23 protein-coding genes and 2 tRNA genes are annotated in these 26,144 nt (G+C 66.7%); 12 read left to right on the plus strand and 13 right to left on the minus strand.

Features of this window, described 5'->3' with window-relative positions:
- Positions 1-273: 273 nt before the first annotated feature.
- Positions 274-2,214, plus strand: a complete 1,941-nt coding sequence (locus HPA01S_RS06345; RefSeq protein ID WP_066267993.1) for a methyl-accepting chemotaxis protein — start codon at positions 274-276, stop codon at positions 2,212-2,214.
- A 179-nt stretch (positions 2,215-2,393) separates the two neighbouring features.
- Here the strand turns inward: HPA01S_RS06345 and HPA01S_RS06350 are convergent, their stop codons facing one another.
- Positions 2,394-2,843, minus strand: coding sequence for a DUF4148 domain-containing protein (locus HPA01S_RS06350; RefSeq protein WP_066267995.1), 450 nt, complete (start codon positions 2,841-2,843; stop codon positions 2,394-2,396).
- A gap of 217 nt (positions 2,844-3,060) precedes the next feature.
- Here HPA01S_RS06350 and HPA01S_RS06355 point away from each other — a divergent pair, with 217 nt between their 5' ends.
- Complete coding sequence (locus tag HPA01S_RS06355; RefSeq protein WP_066267996.1) at positions 3,061-3,744, plus strand: heavy metal response regulator transcription factor; 684 nt, start codon at positions 3,061-3,063, stop codon at positions 3,742-3,744.
- Positions 3,741-5,159 carry a heavy metal sensor histidine kinase gene (locus HPA01S_RS06360; protein ID WP_066267997.1) on the plus strand — a complete coding sequence of 473 codons (1,419 nt, stop codon included), beginning with the start codon at positions 3,741-3,743 and terminating at the stop codon, positions 5,157-5,159. Before HPA01S_RS06355 ends, HPA01S_RS06360 begins: the two co-directional genes overlap by 4 nt.
- 35 nt (positions 5,160-5,194) lie before the next feature.
- Here HPA01S_RS06360 and hemW read toward each other — a convergent pair whose 3' ends face one another.
- The 5 genes from hemW to HPA01S_RS06385 form a co-directional block, all read right to left on the minus strand.
- Positions 5,195-6,481, minus strand: coding sequence for a radical SAM family heme chaperone HemW (gene hemW, locus HPA01S_RS06365; RefSeq protein ID WP_157084916.1), 1,287 nt, complete (start codon positions 6,479-6,481; stop codon positions 5,195-5,197).
- Positions 6,478-7,101: an RdgB/HAM1 family non-canonical purine NTP pyrophosphatase gene (gene rdgB, locus HPA01S_RS06370; protein WP_066267999.1), complete on the minus strand. Its 624-nt coding sequence runs from the start codon at positions 7,099-7,101 to the stop codon at positions 6,478-6,480. Before rdgB ends, hemW begins: the two co-directional genes overlap by 4 nt.
- The gene (rph, locus tag HPA01S_RS06375) at positions 7,098-7,778 is read right to left on the minus strand and encodes a ribonuclease PH (RefSeq protein ID WP_370670982.1); all 681 of its coding nucleotides are present in this window, start codon (positions 7,776-7,778) and stop codon (positions 7,098-7,100) included. Before rph ends, rdgB begins: the two co-directional genes overlap by 4 nt.
- 67 nt (positions 7,779-7,845) lie before the next feature.
- The gene (locus HPA01S_RS06380) at positions 7,846-8,754 is read right to left on the minus strand and encodes a PP2C family protein-serine/threonine phosphatase (RefSeq protein ID WP_066268003.1); all 909 of its coding nucleotides are present in this window, start codon (positions 8,752-8,754) and stop codon (positions 7,846-7,848) included.
- Positions 8,751-9,758 (minus strand): serine/threonine protein kinase, encoded by a 1,008-nt coding sequence (locus HPA01S_RS06385; RefSeq protein WP_066268004.1) that lies wholly within the window; start codon positions 9,756-9,758, stop codon positions 8,751-8,753. The genes HPA01S_RS06380 and HPA01S_RS06385 overlap by 4 nt, the downstream gene beginning before the upstream one ends.
- A 61-nt stretch (positions 9,759-9,819) precedes the next feature.
- On the opposite strand from HPA01S_RS06385, the gene HPA01S_RS06390 reads away from it, so the two are divergent.
- The 4 genes from HPA01S_RS06390 (at position 9,820) to HPA01S_RS06405 (ending at position 13,987) form a co-directional block, all read left to right on the plus strand.
- Positions 9,820-10,752, plus strand: coding sequence for a YicC/YloC family endoribonuclease (locus HPA01S_RS06390; protein ID WP_066268006.1), 933 nt, complete (start codon positions 9,820-9,822; stop codon positions 10,750-10,752).
- A 2-nt stretch (positions 10,753-10,754) separates the two neighbouring features.
- On the plus strand, positions 10,755-11,375 hold the full coding sequence (gene gmk, locus HPA01S_RS06395) for a guanylate kinase (RefSeq protein WP_066268008.1): 621 nt from the start codon (positions 10,755-10,757) through the stop codon (positions 11,373-11,375).
- 27 nt (positions 11,376-11,402) lie between these two features.
- On the plus strand, positions 11,403-11,606 hold the full coding sequence (gene rpoZ / locus HPA01S_RS06400) for a DNA-directed RNA polymerase subunit omega (protein WP_066268010.1): 204 nt from the start codon (positions 11,403-11,405) through the stop codon (positions 11,604-11,606).
- 131 nt (positions 11,607-11,737) lie between these two features.
- Positions 11,738-13,987, plus strand: a complete 2,250-nt coding sequence (locus tag HPA01S_RS06405) for a RelA/SpoT family protein (protein ID WP_066268012.1) — start codon at positions 11,738-11,740, stop codon at positions 13,985-13,987.
- Between the two features lie 9 nt (positions 13,988-13,996).
- On the opposite strand, the gene greB is transcribed toward HPA01S_RS06405, so the two are convergent.
- From greB to hrcA, 4 genes are all read right to left on the minus strand, one after another.
- On the minus strand, positions 13,997-14,569 hold the full coding sequence (greB, locus tag HPA01S_RS06410; RefSeq protein WP_066268014.1) for a transcription elongation factor GreB: 573 nt from the start codon (positions 14,567-14,569) through the stop codon (positions 13,997-13,999).
- Between the two features lie 57 nt (positions 14,570-14,626).
- Positions 14,627-14,703, minus strand: a tRNA-Arg gene (locus HPA01S_RS06415).
- 254 nt (positions 14,704-14,957) lie between these two features.
- Positions 14,958-15,034 (minus strand) — tRNA-Ile (locus HPA01S_RS06420).
- 34 nt (positions 15,035-15,068) lie between these two features.
- Complete coding sequence (hrcA, locus tag HPA01S_RS06425) at positions 15,069-16,088, minus strand: heat-inducible transcriptional repressor HrcA (RefSeq protein ID WP_066268016.1); 1,020 nt, start codon at positions 16,086-16,088, stop codon at positions 15,069-15,071.
- 92 nt (positions 16,089-16,180) lie between these two features.
- Here hrcA and HPA01S_RS06430 point away from each other — a divergent pair, with 92 nt between their 5' ends.
- From HPA01S_RS06430 to rapZ, 3 genes are read left to right on the plus strand one after another with little or no spacing between them, the layout of a single operon-like run.
- Positions 16,181-17,098 carry an NAD kinase gene (locus HPA01S_RS06430; protein WP_066268018.1) on the plus strand — a complete coding sequence of 306 codons (918 nt, stop codon included), beginning with the start codon at positions 16,181-16,183 and terminating at the stop codon, positions 17,096-17,098.
- Between the two features lie 3 nt (positions 17,099-17,101).
- Entirely contained in the window at positions 17,102-18,745 is a 1,644-nt protein-coding gene (gene recN, locus HPA01S_RS06435) for a DNA repair protein RecN (protein ID WP_066268019.1), read from the plus strand.
- A gap of 7 nt (positions 18,746-18,752) precedes the next feature.
- Entirely contained in the window at positions 18,753-19,676 is a 924-nt protein-coding gene (rapZ, locus tag HPA01S_RS06440) for an RNase adapter RapZ (RefSeq protein WP_066268020.1), read from the plus strand.
- A 126-nt stretch (positions 19,677-19,802) separates the two neighbouring features.
- Here rapZ and mutY read toward each other — a convergent pair whose 3' ends face one another.
- From mutY to mutM, 3 genes are all read right to left on the minus strand, one after another.
- Positions 19,803-20,894 carry an A/G-specific adenine glycosylase gene (gene mutY, locus HPA01S_RS06445; RefSeq protein WP_066268223.1) on the minus strand — a complete coding sequence of 364 codons (1,092 nt, stop codon included), beginning with the start codon at positions 20,892-20,894 and terminating at the stop codon, positions 19,803-19,805.
- Positions 20,895-20,899: 5 nt separating this feature from the next.
- Positions 20,900-22,846: a dynamin family protein gene (locus tag HPA01S_RS06450; RefSeq protein WP_066268021.1), complete on the minus strand. Its 1,947-nt coding sequence runs from the start codon at positions 22,844-22,846 to the stop codon at positions 20,900-20,902.
- Between the two features lie 112 nt (positions 22,847-22,958).
- Complete coding sequence (mutM, locus tag HPA01S_RS06455) at positions 22,959-23,774, minus strand: bifunctional DNA-formamidopyrimidine glycosylase/DNA-(apurinic or apyrimidinic site) lyase (RefSeq protein WP_066268224.1); 816 nt, start codon at positions 23,772-23,774, stop codon at positions 22,959-22,961.
- Between the two features lie 92 nt (positions 23,775-23,866).
- Between mutM and HPA01S_RS06460 the strand changes: the two genes are divergently transcribed.
- Entirely contained in the window at positions 23,867-25,648 is a 1,782-nt protein-coding gene (locus tag HPA01S_RS06460) for a tetratricopeptide repeat protein (protein WP_066268022.1), read from the plus strand.
- A complete protein-coding gene (locus tag HPA01S_RS06465) occupies positions 25,645-26,142 on the plus strand; it encodes a lipoprotein insertase outer membrane protein LolB (RefSeq protein ID WP_066268023.1) in 498 nt (165 codons plus the stop codon). The genes HPA01S_RS06460 and HPA01S_RS06465 overlap by 4 nt, the downstream gene beginning before the upstream one ends.
- The last annotated feature ends 2 nt before the right edge of the window (positions 26,143-26,144 follow it).

Genomic DNA, 26,144 nt, shown 5'->3' on the forward strand with positions numbered 1-26,144 from the left:
GGGGGGGGACGTCAGCCGCACTGCGAGAGCAGTCTCGGCATGCACCTTCGCGTGGGCCATGCCACCACGCCGATTCACCCACCGGCACAGGAACTGCGGGCGCTTTCCCCCTCTCTTCCCGGGTTTCTCTGACCCGGCAACGTGGGACAGTCGTCATCAGAGGCATTGCGCGGCTCGAGTGGTTTGATCCGCCTGGCAATTGCCTCGCAGATCGACGAAAGGAACCCTGTGCCCCATTCCCTGTCTCCCACAACAGGCAGCGCCCTGGCCTCCATGAGCCTGCGGACCAAGCTGCTGCTGCTCGTCGTTGGCGTGGTGCTGGTCGGCTTTGCCGCCACCGTGTTGACCCTCACGCGCCAGGCCGGCCAGTTGCAGGAAAGCACGGCCCTCATGTATGCCGAGGAGCTGGCCACCCGCAACGCCGCGCAGATCGGGGCCGAGCTCAATGCGACGATGACCGCCGCGCGCACGCTGTCGCAGTCGTTGGCCGGTTTGAAGGCCAGCGGCAACGCCGACCGTGCGCAGGCCGATGCCCTCATCCGCAGTGTGCTGGCGAACTCGCCGCAGTTCCAGGGCGCCTGGGCCGCCTGGGAGCCCGATGCCTTCGACGGCCGCGATGCCGATTTCGCCGGCAAGCCGGGCCACGACGCCTCGGGGCGCTACATCCCGTACTGGAACCGGGGCGACGGTGCGCTGGTGATGGAGGTGCTGGTGGACTACGACAAGCCCGGCGCGGGCGACTACTACCAGCTGCCCAAACAAAGCGGGAAGGAGACGCTGATCGAGCCCTACACCTACACGGTGGCGGGCAAGGACGTGCTGATCACCACCACCTCGGTGCCCATCGTGGTGGATGGCCGCTTCGTCGGTGTGGCCGGCATCGACGTGCCGCTCTCCAGCCTGCAGGACAAGGTGCAGGCGATCCGCATCTACGACACGGGTTATGCCAGCCTGCTGTCCCATGGCGGTGTGTACGTCGGTGATCGCGACGCGGCGCAGGTGGGCCAGGCCCTGGCGAAACCGGCGCAGCTCGATGCCGTGCGCGCCACGCTGCGCGACAACCACCCGGTGCGCATCCACTACGAACACGACCGCTTGAACACCGCGGTGACCGGCATCTATGTGCCCGTGCACGTGGGCAAGGACGGTTCGTCGTGGGCGTTCGCGGCCACGGTGCCGCAAGACCGCATCCTGGCCGAGGTCCGCCAGCTCAACATCACGGCCTGGGTGCTCGGCGCGGTGTCGATCGTTCTGGTGTCGCTGGGCCTGCTGTGGGCCCTGCAGCGCCTCGTGTTGCGGCCGCTGGGGGGTGAGCCAGCGGAGGCGGTTGCCGTCAGCGCCCGCGTGGCGCGTGGCGACCTGGGGCAGTCCGTGCCCGTGCGCCAGGGCGATGCCCACAGCCTGATGGCACAGCTCTCACGCATGCAGCAAGACCTGGCCGGTGTGGTGGCCCGGGTGCGGCAAGGCGCCGAGGCGGTGGCCACGGCCAGCGCGCAGATCTCGCAAGGCAACCAGGACTTGTCGGGCCGCACCGAAGGCCAGGCCAGCGCGCTGGAAGAAACCGCCGCCTCCATGGAGCAGCTGGGCACGGCCGTGGGCCAGAACTCGACCCACGCGCGCGAAGCCGACCAGTTGGCGCGTTCGGCCAGCACGCTTGCCGAACAGGGTGGCACCGCGGTGCAGCGTGTCGTGGACACCATGCGCGACATCGACGCCGGTTCCCGCAAGATCGCCGACATCATCGGCGTGATCGACGGCATCGCATTCCAGACCAACATCCTGGCGCTCAACGCGGCCGTGGAAGCGGCCCGCGCCGGCGAGCAGGGCCGCGGTTTTGCGGTGGTGGCGGGCGAGGTGCGCAGCCTCGCCACGCGCTCGGCACAGGCCGCACGCGAGATCAAGGAGCTGATTGGCAGCAGCGTGGAGAGCGTGGAGAACGGCACTGCGATCGTGAACGAGGCGGGCCAGACCATGCAGGCCGTGATCGCCTCTATCCAGAAGGTGTCGCGGCTGATGTCCGAGATCAGCACCGCCAGCGGCGAACAGAGTGCGGGCGTGAGCCAGGTTGGCGAAGCGGTGGTCCAGCTGGATCAGACCACGCAGCAGAACGCGGCGCTGGTGGAAGAAATGTCCGCCGCCGCGAACAGCCTGCGCCAGCAGGCAGACGAGCTGGTCAAAACCGTGTCCGTTTTTCAGCTGAAGGGCGGCGCATAGCCAGCACAACCGGGGTGACGGGGCAGCGCACCGGGCCGCGTTGCAGAAACGAAAAAACCGCCACAGGCCCTCCCGGGCCCTGGCGGTTCAGCTTGGCAGCGATGCCGTCTGGTGAAGCGCCCCGGCCGGACCCTTTCCGCCGAACCGCTCCGCCAGACGGCTGCCACAACTGGTGTCGATCAGCGTTTCGCCATCGTGTTGCCGTTGTTGAGGGCGCGCAGGCCAGCCTGGCGCACTTGTTCGGCTTGTGCCGGGGTTGCAATCACCGGGTAGAGGTGGCTGTCCACGTTCACCAGGCCCAGGCGTTGGGCTTCCTGCAGTTCGGCCAGCACTTGCGGGCGGGTCTTCTCGAAGCCGGCCGGCACCTTCAGGGGCATGGTGTCCATGTTGTCCATCAGGCCGGCGTTACGCGCGGCAATGGCCTCGGCACGCACTTCGGTACGGGTCTTCTCGAAACCGGCGGAAACCTTGAGAGGCATGGTGTCCATGTCGTTCATCAGGCCGGCATCGCGCGCTGCGATGGCCTCGGCACGCACTTCGGCGCGGGTCAGCGGGGCGTTCTGGGCCATGGCGGTGCCGGCAACGGCGGTCAGAACCAGGGGCAGGAGGATGCGGGTGGAGAGCTTCATGATGGTGTCCTTGATACGTTGGGGGAAGACGACTGGGTAATCTGTTTGCGTCGCAATCTGCGCGGCACAGGAGTGACTGTAGAAACCGGGTCTGTCGTTTTCCGAACGCGAGAATTACGGATTCGTAATTCAGCAAAACCGGCAATTCCCGGACAATTCGGGTTCCTGCGACGTCTTTTGGCGTTGTTTCCTCCACCCCCATCACCGGATTGCTGACATGCGCGTGCTGGTCATTGAAGACGAATCCAAGCTGGCGGACTACGTCAAGCGGGGTCTCTCCGAGGCCGGCTACACCGTGGACGTGGCGCGCGACGGCATCGAGGGCCGTTACCTCGCGCTGGAGGGCGACTACCAGTTGGTGGTGCTCGACATCATGTTGCCCGGCATCGACGGCTTCGGCGTGCTCGCCGCGCTGCGCGAGAAACGCAACACGCCGGTGCTGATGCTGACCGCACGCGACCGCGTGGAAGACCGCGTGCAAGGCCTGGAAGCCGGCGCGGACGATTACCTCGTCAAACCCTTCGCCTTCTCCGAGCTGCTGGCGCGCGTGGCCGCGCTGCTGCGGCGTGGCCCGGCCGCGGTGGCCGAGGCCAGCAACACGCGCATGACCCTGTGCGACCTGGAGATGGACCTGATCAGCCGCAAGGCCTGGCGCGCCGGTCAACGGCTGGACCTCACCGCCAAGGAGTTTTCGCTGCTGGCCCTGCTGGCGCGGCGCAAGGGGCAGATTCTCTCGCGCACTACCATCGCCGAGCAGGTGTGGGACATGAACTTCGACTCCGACACCAACGTGGTGGAAGTTGCGGTGCGCCGCCTGCGCTCCAAGATGGACGACCCCTTCAAGCCCAAGCTGCTGCACAACGTGCGCGGCATGGGCTATGTGCTGGAGGAACGCACATGAACACCCGCACCGTGAACAGCAGCCAGCCCGTCAACGGAACAACCACGGCGGCCACGGAGAAATCGTGCCCCTACTCCATCAGCCGTCGCCTGTCCTGGCTGCTGGCGGTGCAGACCGTGGTGGGTCTGGGCGTGCTGCTGGCCTTCATTTACGGCGCCACCAGCATGCTCTTCGCCGCCAAGCACGAGGAAGAATTGCGCAGCTACACCCACGTGCTGGTGGACGTGGTGCAGGAGGCCGACACGCTGGGCGGTGAAGCCGAGGTGAAGGCCCGCCTGGCCTGGCTGGCCGAGCGCCGTCCGGGCACCTTCGTGGAAGTGCAACGGGCCGACGGCAGCGTGTTCTACCGCGACGCCGAGCCCACCTTCAACATCACCGCGGCCGCCACGCGCGGCATGGATTTTTCCCTGTCCACCCAGGAGGCCGGTGAGCTCAAGGGCAAGGTCATTCTGGACTGCTCTCAAGACGCCAAGACCGCCCGCCGCATGGCCTTCCTGCTGGTGGGCGCGGTGCTCGCAGGGGCCGCGCTGGTGGGATGGGGCACCTATTGGCGCGTGCGCTGCAGCTTCCGCCCCTTGCTGGACCTGGCGGCCCAGACCAAGGCCATCGACGCCCGCCACCTGGGCCAGCGGCTCTCGCTCCAGGAACCTGCGGAAGAACTGCAGCCGCTGATCGACCAGTTCAACGGCCTGATGCAACGCGTGGAGCGCACCTACGCCCAGCTCGAAGGTTTCAACGCCGACGTGGCGCACGAGCTGCGCACGCCGCTGGCCAACCTGATCGGCCACACCGAGGTCACGCTCAGCCGCGAGCGCAGCGTGCAGGAGCTGGAAGAAACCTTGCACTCCAACCTGGAAGAACTGCACCGCATGGCGGCCATCGTCAACGACATGCTGTTCCTGGCGCAGGCAGACCGCGGCGTGAAGGCCCGGCGCGGTGCGTCGGTGAGCCTGGCCGAGCTGGTGCGGCAGGTGGTGGAGTTCCACGAAGCGCCGATGGAAGACCGCGGCCTGCGCGTGCAGATCGACGGCGATGCGGCCCTGTCGATGGACGAGCCCCTGGTCAAACGCGCGCTCTCCAACCTGCTGGGCAATGCGATCCGTTACGCCGACCCGGGCTCACAGCTCAAGGTGCACATTGCGCGCGAGCCGGCTGCGGATGGCAGCTCGGGCGACAGCGTGCGGCTGTGGGTGGAGAACAGCGGCCCGTCCATCGCCGCCGAGCACCTGCCGCGCATGTTCGACCGCTTCTTCCGAGCCGACGCGGCGCGCTGCGAAGTGGAGAAGCCGCACCACGGCCTCGGCTTGTCCATCGTGGCCGCCATCGCGCGCATGCACGACGGTTTCCCGGCCGCCGAGTCGCACGACGGTCGAACCCGCGTGGGCTTCAGCCTGCGCAGCACTGCGGCGGCCTGATCGTTGCAGCCCCTGGCGGGCTGCCGCGTTGGCGCTCAGTCCGCGAGGAACAGTTCCTGCAGGTCGCTGAGGAAATCAAAGCCGCGCTCGGTCGGCCACACGCGCACCGCATCGCGCGCGATCAAACCCTTCTGCTCCGCCTGCGCCAGCCCGGCGGCAATGCTGGAGAGCGGCAGGCCGGTGCGCTCCATGAACTGCAGCAGGGTGAACCCCTCCTTGAGCCGCAGGGCGTTGAGCATGAACTCGAACGGCAATGCCTTGCGCGAAACCTCTTCCGCGCTCACCACCGCGTTGCCGCTGGCCGCGCGCTCCATGTACAGGCGCGGCTCGCGCACCCGCACCGGGCGCGCCACGCGGTGCGCAAAACTCAGCTTGCTGTGCGCGCCGGCACCGATGCCGAGGTAATCACCGAACTGCCAGTAGTTCAGGTTGTGCCAGCACTGGTGGCCTTCACGCGCGTAGGCCGACACCTCGTAGCGCTGCAGCCCGGCTTCGCCGGTCAGCTCGGTGATGCGGTCCAGCATGTCCCAGGCCTCGTCCTCTGGCGGCAAGGCCGGCGGGTACTTGGCGAAGTAGGTGTTGGGCTCCAGCGTGAGGTGGTAGATGGAGATGTGCGGCGGCGCGAAGGACAACGCGGTGCGCAGGTCGGCCTCGCAGTCGGCCAGCGTCTGGCCCGGCAGCGCGTACATGATGTCGAGGTTGAAAGTGTCGAAGGCCATCGCGGCCTCTTCCACCGCCGCCATGGCCTGCGCACGGTCGTGCACCCGGCCCAGCGCCTTCAGGTGCGTATCGTTGAAGCTCTGCACGCCGATGGACAGGCGCGTCACACCGGCCTCGCGAAAGGCGCGGAAGCGGTCTTTCTCGAAAGTACCGGGGTTGGCCTCGAGCGTGATCTCCGCATCGGCCTCCAGCCGCAGCATGGCGCGCACGTCACCCAGCAAGCGGTCGATCGCTGCCGGTGAAAACAGGCTGGGCGTGCCGCCGCCGATGAACACGCTGTGCACCGTGCGGCCCCAGATCAGCGGCAAGGAGGCCGCGAGATCGGCGCGCAGGGCGTCGAGGTAGGCCTCTTCGGGCAGGGCTTCACCGGCAACGGCGGTGGCGCTCCATTCGTGCGAGTTGAAATCGCAATAAGGGCACTTCTTCAGACACCAGGGCAGGTGAATGTAGAGCGAGAGCGGCGGCAGGCTTTGCAGCTGCAGCGTGCCCGGGCGCATCCAGTGGCGCACGTCGTTCCACGGCGTTTCGGCTGAAGCGGGCGCTGCCGTGGCCCTCGGGCCACCGCCCGGCCAGGACATCGGCACGCCGATGGGGTCGGTCATGGTGTGCCGTTCGGAGCGGGAGCGAACCAGCGTTCCCGCATCAGTTCAAGCATCTGTTGCGCCGCGCGGCCGCGGTGGCTGTTGGCGTTCTTCACCTCGGTGGGCAACTGCGCGAAGGTCTTGCCGAAGGTGGGCAGGTACATCACCGGGTCGAAGCCGAAGCCGTTGTCACCCACCGGCTCGCGCGTGATGAGGCCAGGTGCCCGGCCGCTGGCCACCAGCGGCTCGGGGTCGTCGGCGCTGCGCAAGGCCACGAGGGTGCTGATCAGGGCAGCACGCCGGTCGTTCACGCCGGCCATCTGCTCCAGCAGCGCGCGCACGTTGTTGCCATCGCCCTTGGCGTAACCGAACTGCGTGGCGTAGTAGGCCGTGTCCACGCCAGGCAGGCCGCCGAAGGCTTCCACGCACAGGCCGGCGTCGTCGGCCAGTGCGGGCAGGCCACTTTCGTGCGCGGCGTGGCGGGCTTTCGCCAGCGCGTTTTCGATGAAAGTGCGGTGCGGCTCGGGCGCCTCGGGAATGCCCAGGTCGGCCTGGCGCACCAGCTCCACGCCCAGCGGGGCAAACAGGGCCTGCAGCTCGGCCAGCTTGCCGGCGTTGTTGGAGGCCAGTACCAGCTTCATGCGAGGCCCAGTGCCTGGCGTTGCAGGCCCACCAGTTCGCCAATGCCCTTCTCGGCCAGTGCCAGCAGGTCGTTCATTTCGCTGCGCGTGAAGGCCACGCCTTCGGCCGTGCCTTGCACTTCCACGAAGTGCCCGGCGCCGGTCATCACCACGTTCATGTCGGTGTCGCAGGCCGAGTCTTCCACGTACTCCAGATCGAGCAGCGAGCGACCAGCCAGGATGCCGACCGAGATCGCGGCCACGTGGTCCTTGATCGGCGATGCCGTGATCTTGCCGCTGGCAATCAGCGTGCTGACGGCGTCGTGCGCCGCCACGAAGGCACCGGTGATGCTGGCGGTGCGCGTGCCACCGTCGGCCTGGATCACGTCGCAGTCGAGCGAGATGGTGCGTTCGCCCAGCGCCTTGAGGTCGAACACCGCGCGCAGCGAGCGCCCGATGAGGCGCTGGATCTCCTGCGTGCGTCCGCTCTGTTTGCCCTTGGCGGCTTCGCGGTCGCTGCGCGTGTGGGTGGCGCGCGGCAGCATGCCGTACTCGGCCGTCACCCAGCCTTCGCCGCTGCCGCGTTTGTGCGGTGGCACTTTTTCTTCCACCGAGGCGGTGCAGAGCACCTTGGTGTCGCCGAACTCGATCAGCACCGAGCCCTCGGCGTGTATGGTGTAGTGACGGGTGATGCGCACAGGGCGCAACGCATCGGCGGCCCGTTGGCCGGGTCGGGACAAATCGCTCATGGGAAACCTCGGGAGTTCAGGAATTGCGTTCGGCCGTGCGGCGGATCGCGGCATTGATTTCGGCGATGGATTTTTCGATCGCCGCGTCGTCCAGGTCTTCGATGGACGGGTCGGCCACACCCGACTGGATGGTGGACGCGAACACGCCGTCGTCGACATCGTCGCTATCGTCGGTGGTCGCGCGCGTGGACTTGAATTCCTCCACGGTCTCCCACTCCATCGCCAGCACGGTGACGTTGTCGCAGCGCGGCCCGCCGCGCTTGAGCGCCATCTCCACCAGTTCGGGCACGGCCTGCTCCAGCGGACGCCGGGACAGCTCGGCCGTGATCTCTTCATCGCTCACCGTGCCCCAGAGGCCGTCCGAGCAGAGCAGGATGCGGTCGCCCTGCAGCAGGTGCACCGGGCCGGAGAGGTCAAACACCGGCTTGGCGGGTGAGCCCAGACAGGTGAACAGGATGTTGCGGTTGATGTGGTCGGTGGCGCGGCCCAGGTGCTGTTGCTGCTCCATGTAGGAGTGGTCACGCGTGCGCGTGAGCAGCTGGCCGTTGCGCACCACGTACAGGCGCGAATCGCCGCAATGCACCCAGTGCAGGTGGTTGCGCTCCATCACCGCCGCCACCAGCGTGGTTCTCGGCGTGTCCAGCATGCCCTTCTCCGCGGCATACCGGATGATCTGGTGGTGCGCCGCCATCAGGGCGCTGGAGAGGAATTCCGGCACCTCGCGCACGGTGGGGTTCGCGGCCTTCTGGAAATACGCGGAGAAGGTCTGCAGCGCGAGCTGCGCCGCCATGGCGCCCTCCGGGTGGCCACCCATGCCATCGGCCAGCACGAACAGCCCCGACACCCGCGTGTAGGCATAGCCCATGCGGTCTTCGTTGCGCTCCCGGCCCCCTTGGCGGCTGATCTGGTAGACCGAGAACTTCATCGAAACTTCGTCGCCGCGTTGGTCGACTTGCGCAAGGACTTCTTGTTGTCGGACACGATGTTGTCAAACTGCAGCCGCATCTTCTCGGCCACGGTGAGCTTCGTGTAGCTGCGTTCGGTCTCGCGGCTGAGCTCCTTCTGGAGCGCGAACACCGATTGCGGGCGCGACAGCGGATCGAGCGACATGCACCACTCGACCACCTCGATCAGGTTGTCGGAGTACACGCCGCGCAGGCGCGACAGGGCCAGCGAGAGGCGGTCTTTCTCCAGCCGCTGCGGCGCGTCGTTGGGCGGGTAACCCTGCATGCTGGCGTAGATGCAGGCACCGATGGCGTAGATGTCGGTCCAGGGGCCCATCGACGAGTCGCGCCGGTACATCTCGGGCGCGGCAAAACCGGGCGTGTACATCGGACGGATGAAGTTGCCTTCCTTGCTCAGCACCTCGCGCGCGGCGCCGAAGTCGATCAGCACCGAGCGGTTGTCGTCGGTCACGAAGATGTTGGCCGGCTTGATGTCCAGGTGCAGCATCTTGTGCTGGTGCACGATGCGCAGGCCGCGCAGGACCTCGTCGTACAACGAGCGGATGGTGGATTCGCGGAACACCTTCTGCTTCTTGAGTTCGCGCGCCGTGATGATGAATTCCTGCAGGGACGCACCCTCCAGAAAGTTCATGACCATGTAGACGGTCTCGTTCTCGCGGAAGAAGTTGAGCACGCTCACCACCGACTGGTGGGAGATCTGGGCCAGCGCCCGCCCCTCTTCGAAGAAGCTCTTGAGCCCCAGGCGATACAGCGAGAGTTTTTCCGGCTGCACCTGCGGCAGCAGTTCACCCGGGCCGCGCGAGGCAAGCGAGGACGGCAGGTATTCCTTCACCGCGACCTGCTGGCCCTCGGTGTCCACGGCAAGGTAGACGACCCCGAAGCCCCCTGCCGCCAGCTTGCGAACAATGCGGTATCCGCCGATCACAGTGTCCGGCGGCAGCGGTGCGGGTTTGACCTTTGACATAATTCGGGTGGATTCCGGAACGCCTCGTTTTGGACCATTCACCCAGATGGGGCAAAGTTCAATGGCAGTTTACAGCATGACCGGTTACGCAACGGCCCACTCCAGCGGGTCCACTGCGCCGGCCAGCAGCGAGTCTGGCCGCGACCTCCAGACCGGTGTGGGCATGGAGATCAGGTCCGTCAACAGCCGTTTTCTCGACCTGACCTTCAAGCTTCCCGACGATCTGCGCGGCACCGAACCGGCCCTGCGCGAGTTGCTGGGCGCCCGCCTCAAACGCGGCAAGGTCGAGGTACGGGCCTGGATTGAAGGACGTTCGGAGACCGTGCCACGCCAGCCTGGCGCGCTCGACCTGCAAAAACTGGTCGGCCTGCAGGACACCGTGCGGGCCTGGTTGCCAGCCGCTGCACCGCTGTCCGTGGCCGAGGTGCTGCAGCTCACGGCACGTCAGCAGGGCAATCCCGGCGAACTCAACAACACCCTGGTGGCCCTGGCTCACACGGCCCTCGAAGGCCTGACCGAGGCACGCGAACGCGAAGGCAAACGCCTGGCCGCGATGCTGCAGGACCGCCTGAGCCAGCTGCGCAAGCTGGCCAAGGACGCACAACCCCTCATTCCGCAATTGGTCGCACAACAGCGGCAGCGCTTCATCGACCGCTGGAACGAAGCCCTGGGCGCGGGCGGTACCGGCGCACTGGGCAATGCCGTCACCTCGGAGATGGCCAACGACCGCGCCCTGACCGAGGCCACGGCGTTTGCGATCCGCATTGACGTGGCCGAGGAGCTGACCCGGCTGGATTCGCACCTGACGGAGATCGAGCGGCTGTTGAAGAAAGGTTCGGAAATCGGCAAACGGCTCGACTTCCTGATCCAGGAACTGCACCGCGAAGCCAACACCATGGGTTCGAAATCCTCCAGCCTCGAACTCACACGCATCTCGGTGGACATGAAGGTGCTCATCGAACAGATGCGCGAACAGGTCCAGAACATCGAATAAATATGGAATATCCCGGAAATCTGTTCGTCGTGGCCGCCCCCAGCGGGGCCGGCAAATCCAGCCTGGTCAAGGCACTGATGGAACTCGACTCGCGCGTCGTGCCCTCGGTCTCGCACACCACCCGCGCGCCCCGCGGCCAGGAGCTGCACGGGCGCGAATACTACTTTGTGAGCAATGAGAGCTTCGACCAGATGGTCATCCAGGGCGCGTTCCTGGAATGGGCACTGGTGCATGCCAACCGCTACGGCACCTCCAAGATGGCCATCGAGCAGCGCATGGCCCAGGGGGCCGACGTGGTGCTGGAGATCGACTTCCAGGGCGCCATCCAGGTCAAGCGCATATTCCCCAACGCCGTGCTGATCTTCATCCTGCCGCCCAGTTGGGAAGAGCTTCGCTCGCGCCTGGAGCGGCGCGCGGAAGACACAGCCGAGGTGATCGAACTGCGGCTGCAGAATGCCGCCACCGAGATGGCCCATGCCCAGGAATTCGACTTCGTTATAATCAACGAGTTGTTCGAGCGGGCCTTGTTTGACCTCAAGGCCATCGTCCATGCCCAGCGGCTCAAGTTTTCCGCCCAGCGTCTCGCCCGCGGCGATACCTTCAAAGCGCTCAACATCCTCTGATTTTTTGCCCTCACCCGGAGCCCGCCCATGGCACGCATCACCGTCGAAGATTGTCTGGAAAAGATCCCCAACCGCTTTCAGCTGGTGCTGGCAGCCACGTACCGCGCGCGCATGCTGAGCCAGGGCCACGCCCCCAAGATCGAGAGCAAGAACAAGCCGGGCGTGACCGCTCTGCGCGAAATCGCCGACGGCAAGGTCGGCCTCGAGATGCTGAAGAAAGTGCCGCTCTGAGCGTGTGCACTCCGGAAAAACACCGCTTCGCGGTGTTTTTTTTCGCCTGAATCAGGGCAATACCACTCTCTCACGCACAAACTCCGTGCATGGACGCAGCGGGATTGATCGTCTCGCGCTAAAGTAGAAGGATGATCAGCGAGGCCGCCACCGGCACCCTACCGCCTTCTCCCGAGCAAGCCCATCCGGCCGCCAGCGCGGCGGCGGCCAGCTTTGCCGCGTTGCTCGGCAAGCTCGACTACCTGGGCCCGGCCGACATCGAAAGCATCCGGCAGGCCTACCGCTTCGCCGACGAAGCCCACCTGGGCCAGCTGCGCAAGAACGGCGACCCGTACATCACCCATCCGATTGCGGTGGCGGCGCAATGCGCCGAATGGAAGCTCGATGCCCAGGCACTGATGGCGGCCCTGATGCACGACGCCATCGAAGACTGCGGCGTGACCAAGGAAGATCTGGTGGAGCGTTTCGGTGCTCCCGTGGCCGAACTCGTGGATGGCCTCACCAAGCTGGAGAAGCTGGAGTTCGACACCCGCGAGCAGAACCAGGCCGAGTCCTTCCGCAAGATGCTGCTGGCGATGGCGAAGGACGTGCGGGTCATCCTGATCAAGCTGGCCGACCGCACACACAACATGCGCACCATGGGCGACATGCCGCGCTCGAAGTGGCAGCGCATCAGCAGCGAAACACTGGAAATCTACGCGCCGATCGCGCACCGCCTTGGGCTGAACTTCACCTACCGTGAACTGCAGGATCTGGCCTTCCGCTTCCTGCACCCCTGGCGCTACGAGGTGCTGTCCAAGGCCTTGAACAAGTCGCGCAACCGCCGGCGAGATCTGATCGCACGCGTGCAGCGCGAGGTCGAGGCCGGGTTCGTGGGCCACGGCCTGAACGTGCGCATCATGGGGCGCGAAAAAACGCTGTACTCCGTGTACCGCAAGATGGACACCAAACACCTGTCGTTCTCGCAGGTGACCGACATCTACGGCTTTCGCATCGTGGTGCCCGAGCTGACCGACTGCTACACCGGCCTGGGTGTGCTGCACCAGATGTACAAGCCGCTGCCGGGCAAGTTCCGCGACTACGTGGCCATTCCCAAGGTCAACGGCTACCAGTCGCTGCACACCACACTGGTCGGCCCCTTCGGCACCAACATCGAGTTCCAGTTGCGCACGCACGCCATGGACGTGGTGGCTGAGTCCGGCGTCGCCGCGCACTGGCTGTACAAGGCCAGCGAACCCAGCAGCGACATGTCGCAGCGTCTGGGCACGCAGTGGTTGCAATCCCTGCTCGACATCCAGCAGGAAACGCACGACGCCGCCGAGTTCTGGGATCACATCAAGATCGACCTTTTCCCCGACGCGGTCTACGTGTTCACGCCCAAGAGCAAGATCATGGCGCTGCCGCGTGGCGCGACCGTGATGGACTTTGCCTACGCCATCCACAGCGACGTCGGCAACCACACAGTCTCGGCCCGCATCAACGGCGAGCAGCGCCCGCTGCGCACCGAGCTGGCCAACGGCGACGTGGTCGAAATCGTGACCGCCGACAAGGCCGAGCCAAATCCGTCCTGGCTGTCCTTCGTCAAGACCGGCCGCGCCCGCTCCAAGATCCGGCACCACCTGAAGACGGTGGCGCAGGAAAAATCGCATGAGCTTGGCGAGCGCATGCTCAGCCAGGCCTTGCGCTCCGAGGGCATCGCTACGCTGCCAAGCGAAGAGGGCACCTACCAGGGCACTTGGGAGAAGCTGCTGCGCTTCACCGGCAGCAAGAGCCGCACGGAGCTGTTGGCCGACATTGGCATGGGCAAACGCATCGCCAGCATGGTGGGCAAAAAGCTCGCCGTGCTGCTGGCCGAAACCGGCCTGAAACCCGACGCCCTGCTGATCAGCACGGAGCGTTATGCCAGTGGCCAGGAAGAATCGGTTTCGCAAGGCGTCGTCACGCTGGACGGCAGCGAAGGCCTGTCGGTGCAGTACGCGCCCTGCTGCAAGCCGATTCCGGGTGACCGTATCGTCGGCTACCTCGGCCGCGGTGAAGGCCTGGTGGTCCACGCCGACGACTGCCCGACCGGCAAGCGGCTGCTGCTGCGCGACGGCGAACGTTTCCTGGAAGTGGAATGGGCCGACGAACCGGTGCGCTCGTTCGACACCACGGTGGTCGTGACCGTCACGAATGGCAAGGGTGTGCTGGCGCGTGTGGCCTCGAGCATCGCGGCCGCCGAAGCCGACATCACCCATGTGGACATGGGCGATGAGCCCGCGCAGACCGCCACCGACATCCGTTTCTCGGTGGCAGTGCGTGACCGCCAGCACCTGGCCGAAGTCTTGCGCAGCCTCAAGCGCACGACCTCGGTGCTCAAGGCCCAGCGCTACAAACCCTGAGCGTTGAGATCAGGCGGGGGCGTCGTCCGCAGGTGCGGGGTACTGCACCGACAACACCTCCAGTTCCTGCACACCGCCCGGCACCACCAGCCGCACCACATCGCCCACGCGCGCCTTGAGCAGCGCACGTGCCACGGGCGACACCCAGCTGACCTGCCCCTGTGAACTGTCGACCTCGTCCACGCCGAGGATGGTGACGGTGGTTTCCTGCCCGCTGTCGTCGGCGTAACACACTGTGGCGCCGAAAAACACCTGGTCGCCACCGAAATGCAGCGAGGGATTCACCACTTCGGCAATTTCAAGTCGCTGGGTCAGGAAGCGGATGCGGCGGTCGATCTCGCGCAGGCGTTTTTTGCCGTAGAGGTAGTCGCCGTTTTCAGAGCGGTCTCCATTGCTCGCCGCCCAGTGCACGATCTCCACGATCCTGGGGCGCTCTTCGTCGATCAGCGCAAAGAGTTCGCTGCGCAGGCGGTCGTAGCCGGCGCGCGTGATGTAGTTCTTGCCACCGACGGGCACGGGCGGCGCAGCGGGCAGCTCGTCGTCATCGTCGGTATCGATCTCGCGGGTGAATGCCTTGCTCATGGGCGCTTCCTCGGCGGAAAAGAAAAAACCCGCAGCTTTTGGCTGCGGGTTTTTATATGGTGCGGCTGGCAGGAATTGAACCCACGACCCCTTGGTTCGTAGCCAAGTACTCTATCCATCTGAGCTACAGCCGCGAAGCCTCGAATTATAGCAGCATTTTTTGCAGTTCGTGCTGGACACGAACCAAACTTGAATCTATTTCGAAGTGGCCGCCCGATAACGAGGCCCGATCCACTCCATTCGGACTTGAAGGCTTCACTCCTCTACCTTCAGGCGACCTGCCCAGGAGCGTTCCTCATCTGCCACGCATCCCGAGCCCAGGTGCTCCGTCAACGCCACAGGCAGGCAAGTTGAAGGAGGTGGGGTTTTCAACCCCTGCAAGGGATACTGGTAGGCCGTGTTGGACTTGAACCAACGACCAAAGGATTATGAGTCCTCTGCTCTAACCAACTGAGCTAACGGCCCGACAAGGGCTGGATTGTAGGGCGCGCGGCGCGCCCTACTTGTGGTGGCTGAGCGCGTTGCCCACCAGCTTGGCCGTGACGTCGACGATCTGGATCATGCGTTCGTAAGACATGCGCTGCGGTCCGATCACGCCGAGCGTGCCCACCACCTGGCCATCGACTTCGTAAGGTGCAGTCACCACCGACAGGTCTTCGTAGGGAACGACCTGGCTTTCGCCGCCGATGTAGATGCGCACGCCGTCGGCCTGGGCCGACACGTCCAGCAATCGGATCAGCTGGGTTTTCTGCTCGAACAGGTCGAACATGCGGCGCAGGTTGCCCATGTCGCTGGAGAACTCGCTCACCGACAGCAGGTTGCGCTCGCCCGACACCACCACCTCGTCCTGCGCCTGGCTGGCCTCGGCGCCGATGTCCACCGCCGCTTTCATCAGGTCTGCGATCTCGCCACGCAAGGCCTCCACCTCGGTTTTCAGCCGCTCGCGCACCGCTTCCATGGTGAGGCCGGCGTAGTGGGCGTTGAGGAAGTTGGCGGCTTCGAGCAGTTGCGGCTGGCTGAAGCTGACCTGGGTGTGGATGATGCGGTTCTGCACGTCGCCCTCGGGCGACACGATGATCACCAGCACACGCCGCTCGGACAGGCTGAGGAATTCGATGTGCCGGAACACCGAGGCCCGGCGCGGTGCCACCACCACGCCGACGAACTGCGACAGGTTGGACAACATCTGCGCGGCGTTGCTGATGACCCGGTGCGGCTGGCCGGCGGCAATGCCCGGGCCGCCCATCTCGCTCACCGGCGACAGGCTGTCGCGGCGCACGGTCAACATGGTGTCGACGAACAGGCGGTACCCGCGGGCGGTGGGAATGCGACCGGCCGAGGTGTGCGGGCTGGCGATCAGCCCGAGCTCTTCCAGGTCGCTCATCACGTTGCGGATGGTCGCCGGCGAGAGCTCCATGCCAGCGGCCTTGGCCAGCGTGCGTGAGCCCACGGGCTGACCATCGGCGATGTATCGCTCGACGAGGGCTTTGAGCAGCAACTTGGCGCGTTCATCCAACATGGCCCCATTCTAAGGAAAGGTGGGCCACAGCCCCTTGCGCAGCACGGCATTTGCGGCAATCCGCCACGGACAACTGTGTTGTAATTTCCCGCATGAGCCTGCCCCCTGAAACCCGGTCCGCGCCAGCCCGCTGGAACCGCCCCCTGCGGTTTGCGCACGTTGCCATCGTGGGCAAGTACCAGGCGCCCGGCGCGCGCAACGCGGTGGAAGAAATCGCCCACTTCCTGCACGACGAGGGTTGCGACGTTTCGCTGGAGCGCGACACCGCGGCCAACACCGGCCTGCTGCAATACCCAGCACTGGACGTGGCGGCCATGGGCGATGCCTGCGACCTGGCGCTGGTGGTGGGCGGCGACGGCACCATGCTCGGTATCGGCCGGCAGTTGGCGCGTTACGGCGTGCCGCTGGTGGGCATCAACCAGGGGCGGCTGGGTTTCATCACCGACATTCCCTTCGGCAGCTACCGCGAGAACCTGCGCCCCATCCTGCGTGGCGAATTCCAGGAAGACGCCCGCTCCCTGATGGCCGCCACGGTCTGGCGCGACGGCCGCTGCGTGTTCCAGGCCACCGCACTCAACGACGTGGTGGTGAGCCGCGGCAGCGTGGCCAGCATGATCGAGCTGCGCGTGGAGGTGGACGGCCATTTCGTCGCCAACCAGCGCGCAGACGGTCTGATCATCGCCTCGCCCACCGGCTCGACCGCCTACGCCCTGTCGGCCGGCGGCCCGCTGATCCACCCCGGCATCGGCGGCTGGGTGATGGTGCCGATCGCGCCGCACACCTTGTCGAATCGTCCGGTGGTGATTCCCTCGCACAGCGAGATCGCGGTGGAGATCGTCTCCGGCCGCGACGCCAGCGCCAACTTCGACATGCAGTCGCTCACCAGCCTGCTGCACGGCGACCGCATCGTGGTGCGCCGCTCTGAACACGCGCTGCGCCTGCTCCACCCGGTGGGCTGGAGTTACTTCGACACGCTGCGCAAAAAACTCCACTGGAACGAAGGCGCCTGACCGATGAGCCTCCGACGCATCGTGCTGCGCGACTTCGTGATCGTGCAGTCCCTGGACCTTGAGCTGGAAAACGGTTTCGGCGTGCTCACCGGCGAGACCGGGGCCGGCAAATCCATCCTGATCGACGCACTGCAACTGGCGCTGGGCGCACGCGCCGACAGCGGCGTGGTGCGCGAGGGCGCGACGCGCTGCGACGTCGCGGCCGAATTCGACGCCCCCGCTTCGCTCACGCCCTGGCTGGAAGAACAAGGCTTTCCGGTTGAAGACGGTGTGCTGCTGCGCCGCACGGTGGACACCGAAGGCCGCAGCCGCGCCTGGATCAACGGCAGCGCCGCCACCGTGACGCAGCTCAAGGCGCTGGCCGACAGCCTGGTCGACATCCACGGCCAGCACGCTTGGCAGAGCCTGACCCGCGCCGAGGCGGTGCGCGACCTGCTCGATGCCTATGCCGGCATCAACACCAGCGCCGCGGCCCAGACCTGGGCCCAGTGGCGGCAACGGCGCAAAGCGCTGGATGTGGCAACCGAAAAACAGAACACGCTGCGCCAGGAAAGTGAACGCCTGGCCTGGCAGATCACCGAACTCGACAAGCTGGCACCACAAACCGGCGAGTGGGGCGAACTCAACGCCCAGCACGGCCGGCTGGCCAACGCGCAGTCCCTGCTGGACGCCGCGCAGACCGCCACCAACGCCCTGGACGACGACGATGACAACGCCGCCGCCCTGGTGCACCGCGCGCTCGCTGCGCTGCAGGCCCAGGCCCACATCGAACCGCAGTTCGCCAGCGCCATCGAGGCGCTGGAAGGCGCGCTGGCGCAGGTGCAGGACACGGTACACAGCCTGCACCAGTACACACGCCACACCGAACAGGACCCGGGCAGCCTGGAAGCGCTCGACCAGCGCCTGTCGCTCTGGGTGTCGCTGGCGCGGCGCTACCGCCGCCCACCCGAAGAACTGGCCGAGGTGCACGCACAGTGGAAGGCCGAACTGGCCCAGGTCGATCAGGCGCTCGACCTCGATGCCCTGCAGCGCGCCGAACGCGCCGACTGGAAAAGCTTCACCGCCGCACTGCAGGCCATCAGCAAGGAACGGCAGAAGGCCGCGCCCAAACTCTCGAAGGCCGTCACAGCCACCATGCAGACCCTGGGCATGCAGGGCGGCGTGTTCGAGGTCGCGCTGCTGCCACTGGAAGAACCCCAGGCCCACGGCGCCGAGCAGGTGGAGTTTCGTGTCGCCGGCCACGCCGGTGCCACGCCCAAGGCGGTGGGCAAGGTGGCTTCGGGTGGTGAACTCTCGCGCATTGCGCTCGCCATCTCGGTTGTCACCAGCCAGCTCGGCCAGGCACCGACGCTGATCTTCGACGAGGTCGACTCCGGCATCGGTGGCGCCGTGGCGCACACCGTGGGCCAGTTGCTGCGCCAGCTCGGCAAAGACCGCCAGGTGCTGGCCGTGACCCACCTGCCCCAGGTCGCCGCCTGCGCCGACCATCACCTGCTGGTGAGCAAACAGGCCCAGGGCCGGCAAACCATGAGCACGGTGGCGCCCATCGCCCACGAAATCCGGGTGCGCGAACTCGCGCGCATGCTGGGTGGCGGTGAACAGTCCGAGATCTCGCTGGCCCACGCCCGCGAGATGCTGGCCGCGTGAGCACCCGATGAACGACATCACCGACAAGCCCATCCACCTGGTCCTGATCACCGGCATGTCCGGCTCCGGCAAGTCCGTGGCCATCACGGCGCTGGAAGACGTGGGCTTCTACTGCGTCGACAACCTGCCGCCCGCACTGCTCGAATCCTTCATCGAGCTGGAGCAGAACCAGCACTCCCCGCGCGTGGCCATCGCCATGGACGTGCGCAGCGCCGCCTCGCTGCCCGGCCTGCCAGCGCGGCTGGCCCAGCTGCAGCGCCACGCCACACGCCCGGTGCACCTCACCACGGTGTTCCTCGACGCCACCACCGACACCCTGGTGCGCCGCTTCTCCGAAACGCGCCGCCTGCACCCGCTGTCACTCAAGCACGCAACCGACCAGCACCGCGCGCTGACCGAAGCGATCGAACACGAGCGCGAGCTGCTGGCCGAGTTGCGCGAGCAGGCCCTGGTGCTCGACACAAGCCTGATCCGCCCGACGCGCCTGCGCAGCCAGATCAAGGACCTGCTGGGCGCGACGCAGGCGCCCCTGACGCTGGTGTTCGAGTCCTTCGCCTTCAAGCGCGGCATCCCCATGGACGCCGACTTCGTCTTCGACGTGCGCATGCTGCCCAACCCGCACTACGAGCCCGCACTCAAACCCCTCACCGGGCTCGACGTGGCGGTGGCGGCCTACCTGGCGGCGCAGCCCGAGGTGGTGCAGATGGAACAGCAGATCACCAGCTTCCTCAGCCACTGGCTGCCGCAGATGCTGCGCGACCACCGCAGCTACGTCACGGTTGCCATCGGCTGCACCGGCGGACAGCACCGCTCGGTCTATCTGGTGGAGCGGCTGGCGCAGGCCTTCGGCAGCGCCTGGTTCACCCGCGTGCGCCACCGCGAAGACGACGACTGGCCCACACCGCCCAGCCCGGCCGCAACCCACACCTGAGCAACCGCCCGGCGGGGCCGACCCCAGGTTCGCGCGCTATCTGACACGCTGGCCATCGCGCACCTGGTGGCAGCCGTGCTCAACCTCCCTGGCTGAAAAGCTGTCGGTTCCGGGCAAGCGCCAGCGTCAGCCGGGCAGCGCCTGCAACAGCAAGCGCACCGGGGCCGGCAGACCGTAGGCCGCCAGGTCCGCCTCGTCCACCCATTGGCCGGCCGGCCAGGCATCCGCCTGCGGTGCCACCTCCAGCAACATCGGGTGCAGGCGCAGCTCGCGGTGCGTGAGGCTGTGCGCCACCGGCGCCAGGGCTTGCAGCTGCGCGTGCAAAACCTCGGGCAGCGCGGCCAGCAATGTTGCTTCGTCGGCGAACACCGGCGGGCAATACAGCTCAGCCCAGATGCCTTTGTCGGGCCGTCGCTGCAGCCAGTAGCGCGTGCCAGCCTTCCCATCGGCGTTGCTGCTGCGCAGCACCAGCAACCACCAGCTTTCGAAGCGGCGCACCAGCCGGCGCGTTTTCACCGGGTAACGCTGCACCTCGTCGCTGGCGTGCGCGCGGCAAACGCTTTGCACCGGGCAGCGCGGACACAGCGGTTTGCTGCGCAGGCAGACCGTGGCACCCAGGTCCATCAGGCCCTGGGTGTAGGCGGTCATGTCGTCCAGGGTGGGCGCAACAGGCAGCAGCGACTGGGCCAGTGCCCAGAGTTCGCGCTGCGGCTGGGTCTGTGCCAGATCGCCGTCAAACGCCAGCAGGCGCGACAGCACGCGGCGCACGTTGCCGTCCAGGATGGAGATGCGTTCACCGTGGCAGAAGGCGGCAATGGCGGCGGCGGTGGAGGCACCGATGCCGGGCAGGGTCTGCAGGCCTTCGGCGGTGGCGGGAAACACACCACCATGCAGTTGCACCACCGCCTGCGCACAGCGGTGCAGGTTGCGTGCGCGGCTGTAGTAACCCAGGCCGGCCCACAAGGCCATCACCTCGTCGGGCGCGGCCGCGGCCAGTGCCTGCACATCGGGAAAACGCGCGAGAAAACGTGGGTAGTAGGTGAGCACGGTGCTCACCTGGGTCTGCTGCAACATCACCTCGGACAACCACACGCGGTAGGGGTCGCGCGTGTGTTGCCAGGGCAGGCCACTGCGGCCGGAATGCCGCTGCCAGGTGATCAGGTAGGGCGCAAACAAGGCCTGCGGCGCCAGCGCGCCGGCTTCCTGCACGGACACCATGCGGCTCATGCCGCCACGGCTTCGTCGGATTGTTCCTGTTCGGGCGCGGCCAGCAGGTGGTCGGTGAGCTCGGCGAGCTTGGCGTCGAGCTGGTTGAGGTCGTCCTGGTGCGCCTGCAGTTCGCGGATGCGATCGTCCAGGCCGCCAGCAGCCTGCTGGATGCGCGAGACCGCCTCGATGCGGCGGGTGAAGTTGCGGCGGCGCTCGCGCAGCTGTGCGTCGAGCTGGGCCGCGGCGGACTTGTTCCAGAGTTCCACCTCGTTCACCGCGGTGTCGTACACACCACGCAGGCGGCTCATCAAAGCACGGGCGAGGCGTTCGGCGAACTCGGGCTGGGCCAGCCGCAGCGCATTGCCCAGGCTGAGGTATTGCAGGTGGCTCTTCTCGATGAGATCGAGCTCCTGCACATAGTGGCCCAGGCGCGGCGGCGACGGTGCCTGCAGCGAGAAGCCGTATTCGGCGTTGAGGTTCTTGAAGCTGCCTTCCAGCATGGACTGGATCTCGCCAGCCATGTGGTCGGTCTTGACCAGATCGGTGCGCAGGCGGTCAAAGGTGTGGTCGTAGGCGCGTCGCACACCCAGCTTGATGCCAGGCTGCTTGAGCGCCTTGCCCAGCGTGGCTACCTCGGTCTTGAGGTGCGAGATGCTGAGCATGGCAAACAAATCCTTGAGCAGGCGCAGGTGCACCGAGCGCACGGCCTGGATCTTGGCGCCGCTGGCGTCGAAGTCGGCCTGCTCCTGCTCGATGCGCAGGCGCATCTGCTTGATCACGCCGGCGTTCTTGCCACGCAGGCCTTCGAGCTCCTGCACCTGTTCCACCAGATCCCGTGCGCGGGTGTGCACCATGCGGCCGGTTTCGGTGCGCAAGGACTCGATGCCCTTGGCCACCGCCGCCCGCAGGATCTTGCGGCGCTGGCCCAGCAGGTCCACGCCCAACGCGCTTTCCAGCTCCATCAGCTTGCTGGCTTCGAGCAGTTGTTTGTCGCGGTGCACCTTGGCGAGCAGGCCCTTCTGTGCAGACACGGCCAGCACCTGGCTCGGCGCCAGGCCCAGGATTTCGGCCGAGTCGGTGCGCTGCGAGGCAATCTGCAGCTGCACCTGCTCGGGCGAGCTGAGCGCGTCCCACATGGTGTCGATCTTGTTCAGCACCACCAGGCGCGATTCACGCCCTTCGCCCAACACCGCGAGGTGCTGACGCCAGATCGTCAGGTCGGACTTGGTGACACCGGTGTCGGCCGCCAGGATGAACACCACCGCATGCGCCTGCGGCAGCAGGCTCACCGTGAGTTCGGGCTCGGCGCCGATGGCGTTGAGGCCGGGCGTGTCCAGAATCACCAGGCCCTGCTTGAGCAGGGGGTGCGCCATGTTGATCAGGGCATGGCGCCACTTGGGCACCTCGATCAGGCCGTCGGCACCCGGCAAGGGGTTGTCCTCGGGCACGTCGTCGCTCCAGAAGCCCAGGGCAGCCGCTTCGGACTGCGGCACGCGGCGCACTTCGGCCACCTTCTGGATCGCACGCGCCAGCTGTTTGGGGTCATTGACGTCCAGGTCGATGCGCTCCCATTTGTCGGGCACGTTGCGCCAGTCCACCAGCGACTGCGGCTGCAGGCGGGTTTCGATCGGCAGCAGGCGCAGGCAGGGCGGCACGTCGGCGTCGTAGCCCAGCTCGGTCGGGCACATGGTGGTGCGACCGGCACTGGCCGGCATGATGCGGCGGCCATAACCGGCGAAGAAAACAGCGTTGATCAGCTCGGACTTGCCGCGCGAGAACTCGGCCACGAAGGCCACCATGATCTTGTCGTTCTTGACCTGGCTGTGCAGCTGATCCAGGCGCTCGCGCACGCCGGACTCCATCAGATCGTGGTCGGTCAGCCACTCGGACAACAGCTTCAGGCGCAAGGCAAACTGCTTGCGCCATATTCCATGCTGGTCAAATTCCTGGTTGAAGCTCATGTGCCGTGGTCCCCGTCGATGGGCCAATATAGCATCGGCACCCGGGTGAAACCTGACCGGCAGGCATGCCCGACAGCCGGGCGCCCCGCCCGCCTTCTCACCCGGCAGCGCCTCAGCGTTTCTGGCAGGCCGTACAGAAGAAGGTCGAGCGCTGGCCCTGGCGCATGGCCTTGACCGGCGTGCCGCAGACCCGGCAAGGCAGGCCCTCGCGTCCGTAGACCATGGCATCGAGCTGGAAGTAGCCGCTCTTGCCCTCGGCGCTGGAGAAATCGCGCAGCGTGCTGCCGCCCAGCACCACCGCGCGCTGCAGCACCGTCACGATGGCCCCGTGCAGGCGCGCCGCGCGCGGCTTGCTCAGGCGGTCCGCCCGCAACGCCGGGTGGATGCCGGCCATGAACAAGGCTTCGGAGGCATAGATGTTGCCGACCCCGACCACGATGTCTCCAGCCATCAACACCTGTTTGATGGGTGCTCGCCGCAACTGCAGGGCACGGTGAAAGGCCAGCGGATCAAAGCCTGGCCCCAGCGGCTCCACGCCCAGGCCACCCAGCAGCTTGACCGCGCGGGCGTCGTCCAGCGAGGGCGCATACACCACCGCGCCAAAGCGGCGCGGATCGTGCAGGCGCAGCGTGCCCAGGCTGGTCTGCAACTCAACATGGTCATGCACGCCGCGTGGAGGCAGGTTCGGCGCAAACTGCAGGCTGCCCGACATGCCCAGGTGCACCAGCAGAACGCCTTCGTCCAGCTGCACCAGCAGGTACTTGCCGCGCCGATCCACCGCGCGCACCAGCCGCCCGGCCAGCATGGCGGGCTCACAGCCCAGCGGCCAGCGCAAGGCCTTGCCCATGGACAGCGCGAGCACGCGCGCGCCCGTGATGCGGTCGGCAAAACTGCGGCGCGTGACCTCGACTTCGGGCAACTCGGGCATGTCTGAAAGCTTTTTCTGTGGCGGCAGGAACATCGGTACGGTCTTGTGATCCCAAAGCGGAGACCCGTACACCTTCCCATTATCATGACCCGATGAACACCATGCACCGCACAGCGACCCTGGTTCTGATGGGCCTGGCCTTTGGCGCCGCAGCGCAGCCGGCCACACCGGGTGCGCCGCCCACGGAGGCCACCACACCCCCGGCCAGTGCAGCCCCCATCACCAACTCCGACCTGAACGCGCCGCTGTTCTACCAGTTGTTGATCGGCGAACTCAACGTGGTGGCGGGTGATCCGGGCACGGGCTACTCGCTCTTTCTCGATGCGGCGCGCAAACAGAAAAACCCCGAGCTGTACCGGCGCGCGGTCGACGTGGCGCTGGCAGCCCGCTCGGGCGATGCCGCACTGACCGCCGCACGAGCCTGGTCACAGGAGTTGCCCAACAGCCCTGAAGCCAACCGCTTCGTGCTGCAGATCCTGCTGGCGCTCAACCGCGTGGCCGAAACCGGCCCGGTGCTCAAAGCCATCCTGCAGGCCAGCCCGGTGGCCGAGCGCAACGACACCATCAACGCCATTCCGCAGACCTTCAGTCGCCTGACCGACAAGGCGCTGGCCGCCAGCGTGGTGCGTGAAGCGCTGGAGCCCTCGCTCAAACAAGCCTTCCACGCCGCCGCCGCATGGACCACCGTGGGCCGCATGGAACTCGCACAGCAGAATCTGCCACAGGCACTGGCCGCGGCACGCGAGGGGCACAAGGCCGATCCGGCCTCGCCCTACCCGGCCCTGCTGGCGCTGGAACTGATGGAACAAGATGTGGACGGCGCCGAGGCCCTGGTGCGCCAACAGTTGCAGGCCGGCAGCACATCGTCCGCAACCTCGGGCGACACCGCTGTGGCCCTGTCTTACGCCCGCATCCTGCTCGACCTGCAGCGCAACGCCGAAGCGCGTACGCAGCTCGAAGCCCTGACCACCCGGCAGCCCGAACAGGCCGAACCCTGGCTGCTGCTGGCATCACTGCAAGTGCAGGACAACAGCCTGCCGGCGGCCACCACGTCGCTGCAGAAGTTCATGGCACTGGCGCGCCAGTCGAGCGACGAGCGCATCAGCCGCGGCCTGACCCAGGCCTACCTGCTGATGGCCCAGATCGCCGAGAAACAGAACGACTTCCCCACCGCCAACGCCTGGCTGGACCGGATCGAAAACGCCGACGACATCATGGCCGCGCAAATGCGCCGCGCGTCGCTGCTGGCGCGCCAGGGCCAGCTGCCCCAGGCCCGCGCCCTGCTGCGCAACCAGCCGGAGCGCCGCCCCGAAGACGCGCGCCTCAAACTCGCGGCCGAGGCCAACCTGCTGCGCGACCTCAAGCAATACCAGCTGGCCTACGAGGTCTACACCGAAGCCGCCGCCAAATTCCCCGAAGACACCGACCTGATCTACGACCAGGCCATGATGGCCGAGAAGGCCGGCAAGATCGCCGACATGGAGCGCCTGCTGCGCCAGCTCATCGCGGCCAAGCCCGACCACCACCACGCCTACAACGCCCTGGGTTATTCGCTGGCCGAGCGCAACCTTCGCCTGCCCGAGGCCAAACAGCTGATCGAGAAGGCAGTGTCCATGGCACCGGGCGATGCCTACATCCAGGACAGCCTGGGCTGGGTCGAGTTCCGCATGGGCAACACCGCACGCGCGCTGCAGATTCTGCAGGCCGCCTACGGCAAACGCCCCGACCCCGAGATTGCCGCCCACCTGGGTGAGGTGCTGTGGGTCAGCGGACAACGCGAGCAGGCGCTCAAGGTCTGGCGCGAAGGCCTGCTGCTGGCAGCAGACAACGAAACCCTGCAGAGCACCCTGAAACGCCTGCAAGTACAGCCATGATCGCGCGCCGTTTTCCCGCGCCGTGGTGCCTGGCACTCGCGGCAGCCGCCCTGTTGTCGGCCTGCGCCACCCCGCCCCGCCCCGCGGCACAACCCGGCGAAGAACTCTGGAGCGGCCGGCTGGCGCTGCAGATCCACAGCACGCCGCCGCAGTCCTTCTCCGCCGGCTTCGATCTGCGTGGCGCCCCTGCGGCCGGCGAACTGCAACTGATGTCCCCACTCGGCAACACCCTGGCCACCGTGGTCTGGACGCCGCAGAGCGCCGAACTGCGCCAGGGCGGCCAGGTCACCCAGCGCGGCAGCCTGGATGAGCTCACCACCGAGCTCAGCGGCACCGCCGTGCCGGTGGCCGCCTTGTTCGGCTGGCTGCGCGGTGAACAGGGCGAGGTGCCGGGCTGGCAGGCCGATCTGTCGCGTCAGGCAGAAGGCCGCATCACGGCGCGCCGCTCGGCCCCGTTGCCGACGGCCGAGCTGCGCGTCGTGTTCCAGCCATGAGC

Source organism: Hydrogenophaga palleronii NBRC 102513 (assembly GCF_001571225.1).
GTDB classification, from domain to species: domain Bacteria; phylum Pseudomonadota; class Gammaproteobacteria; order Burkholderiales; family Burkholderiaceae_C; genus Hydrogenophaga; species Hydrogenophaga palleronii.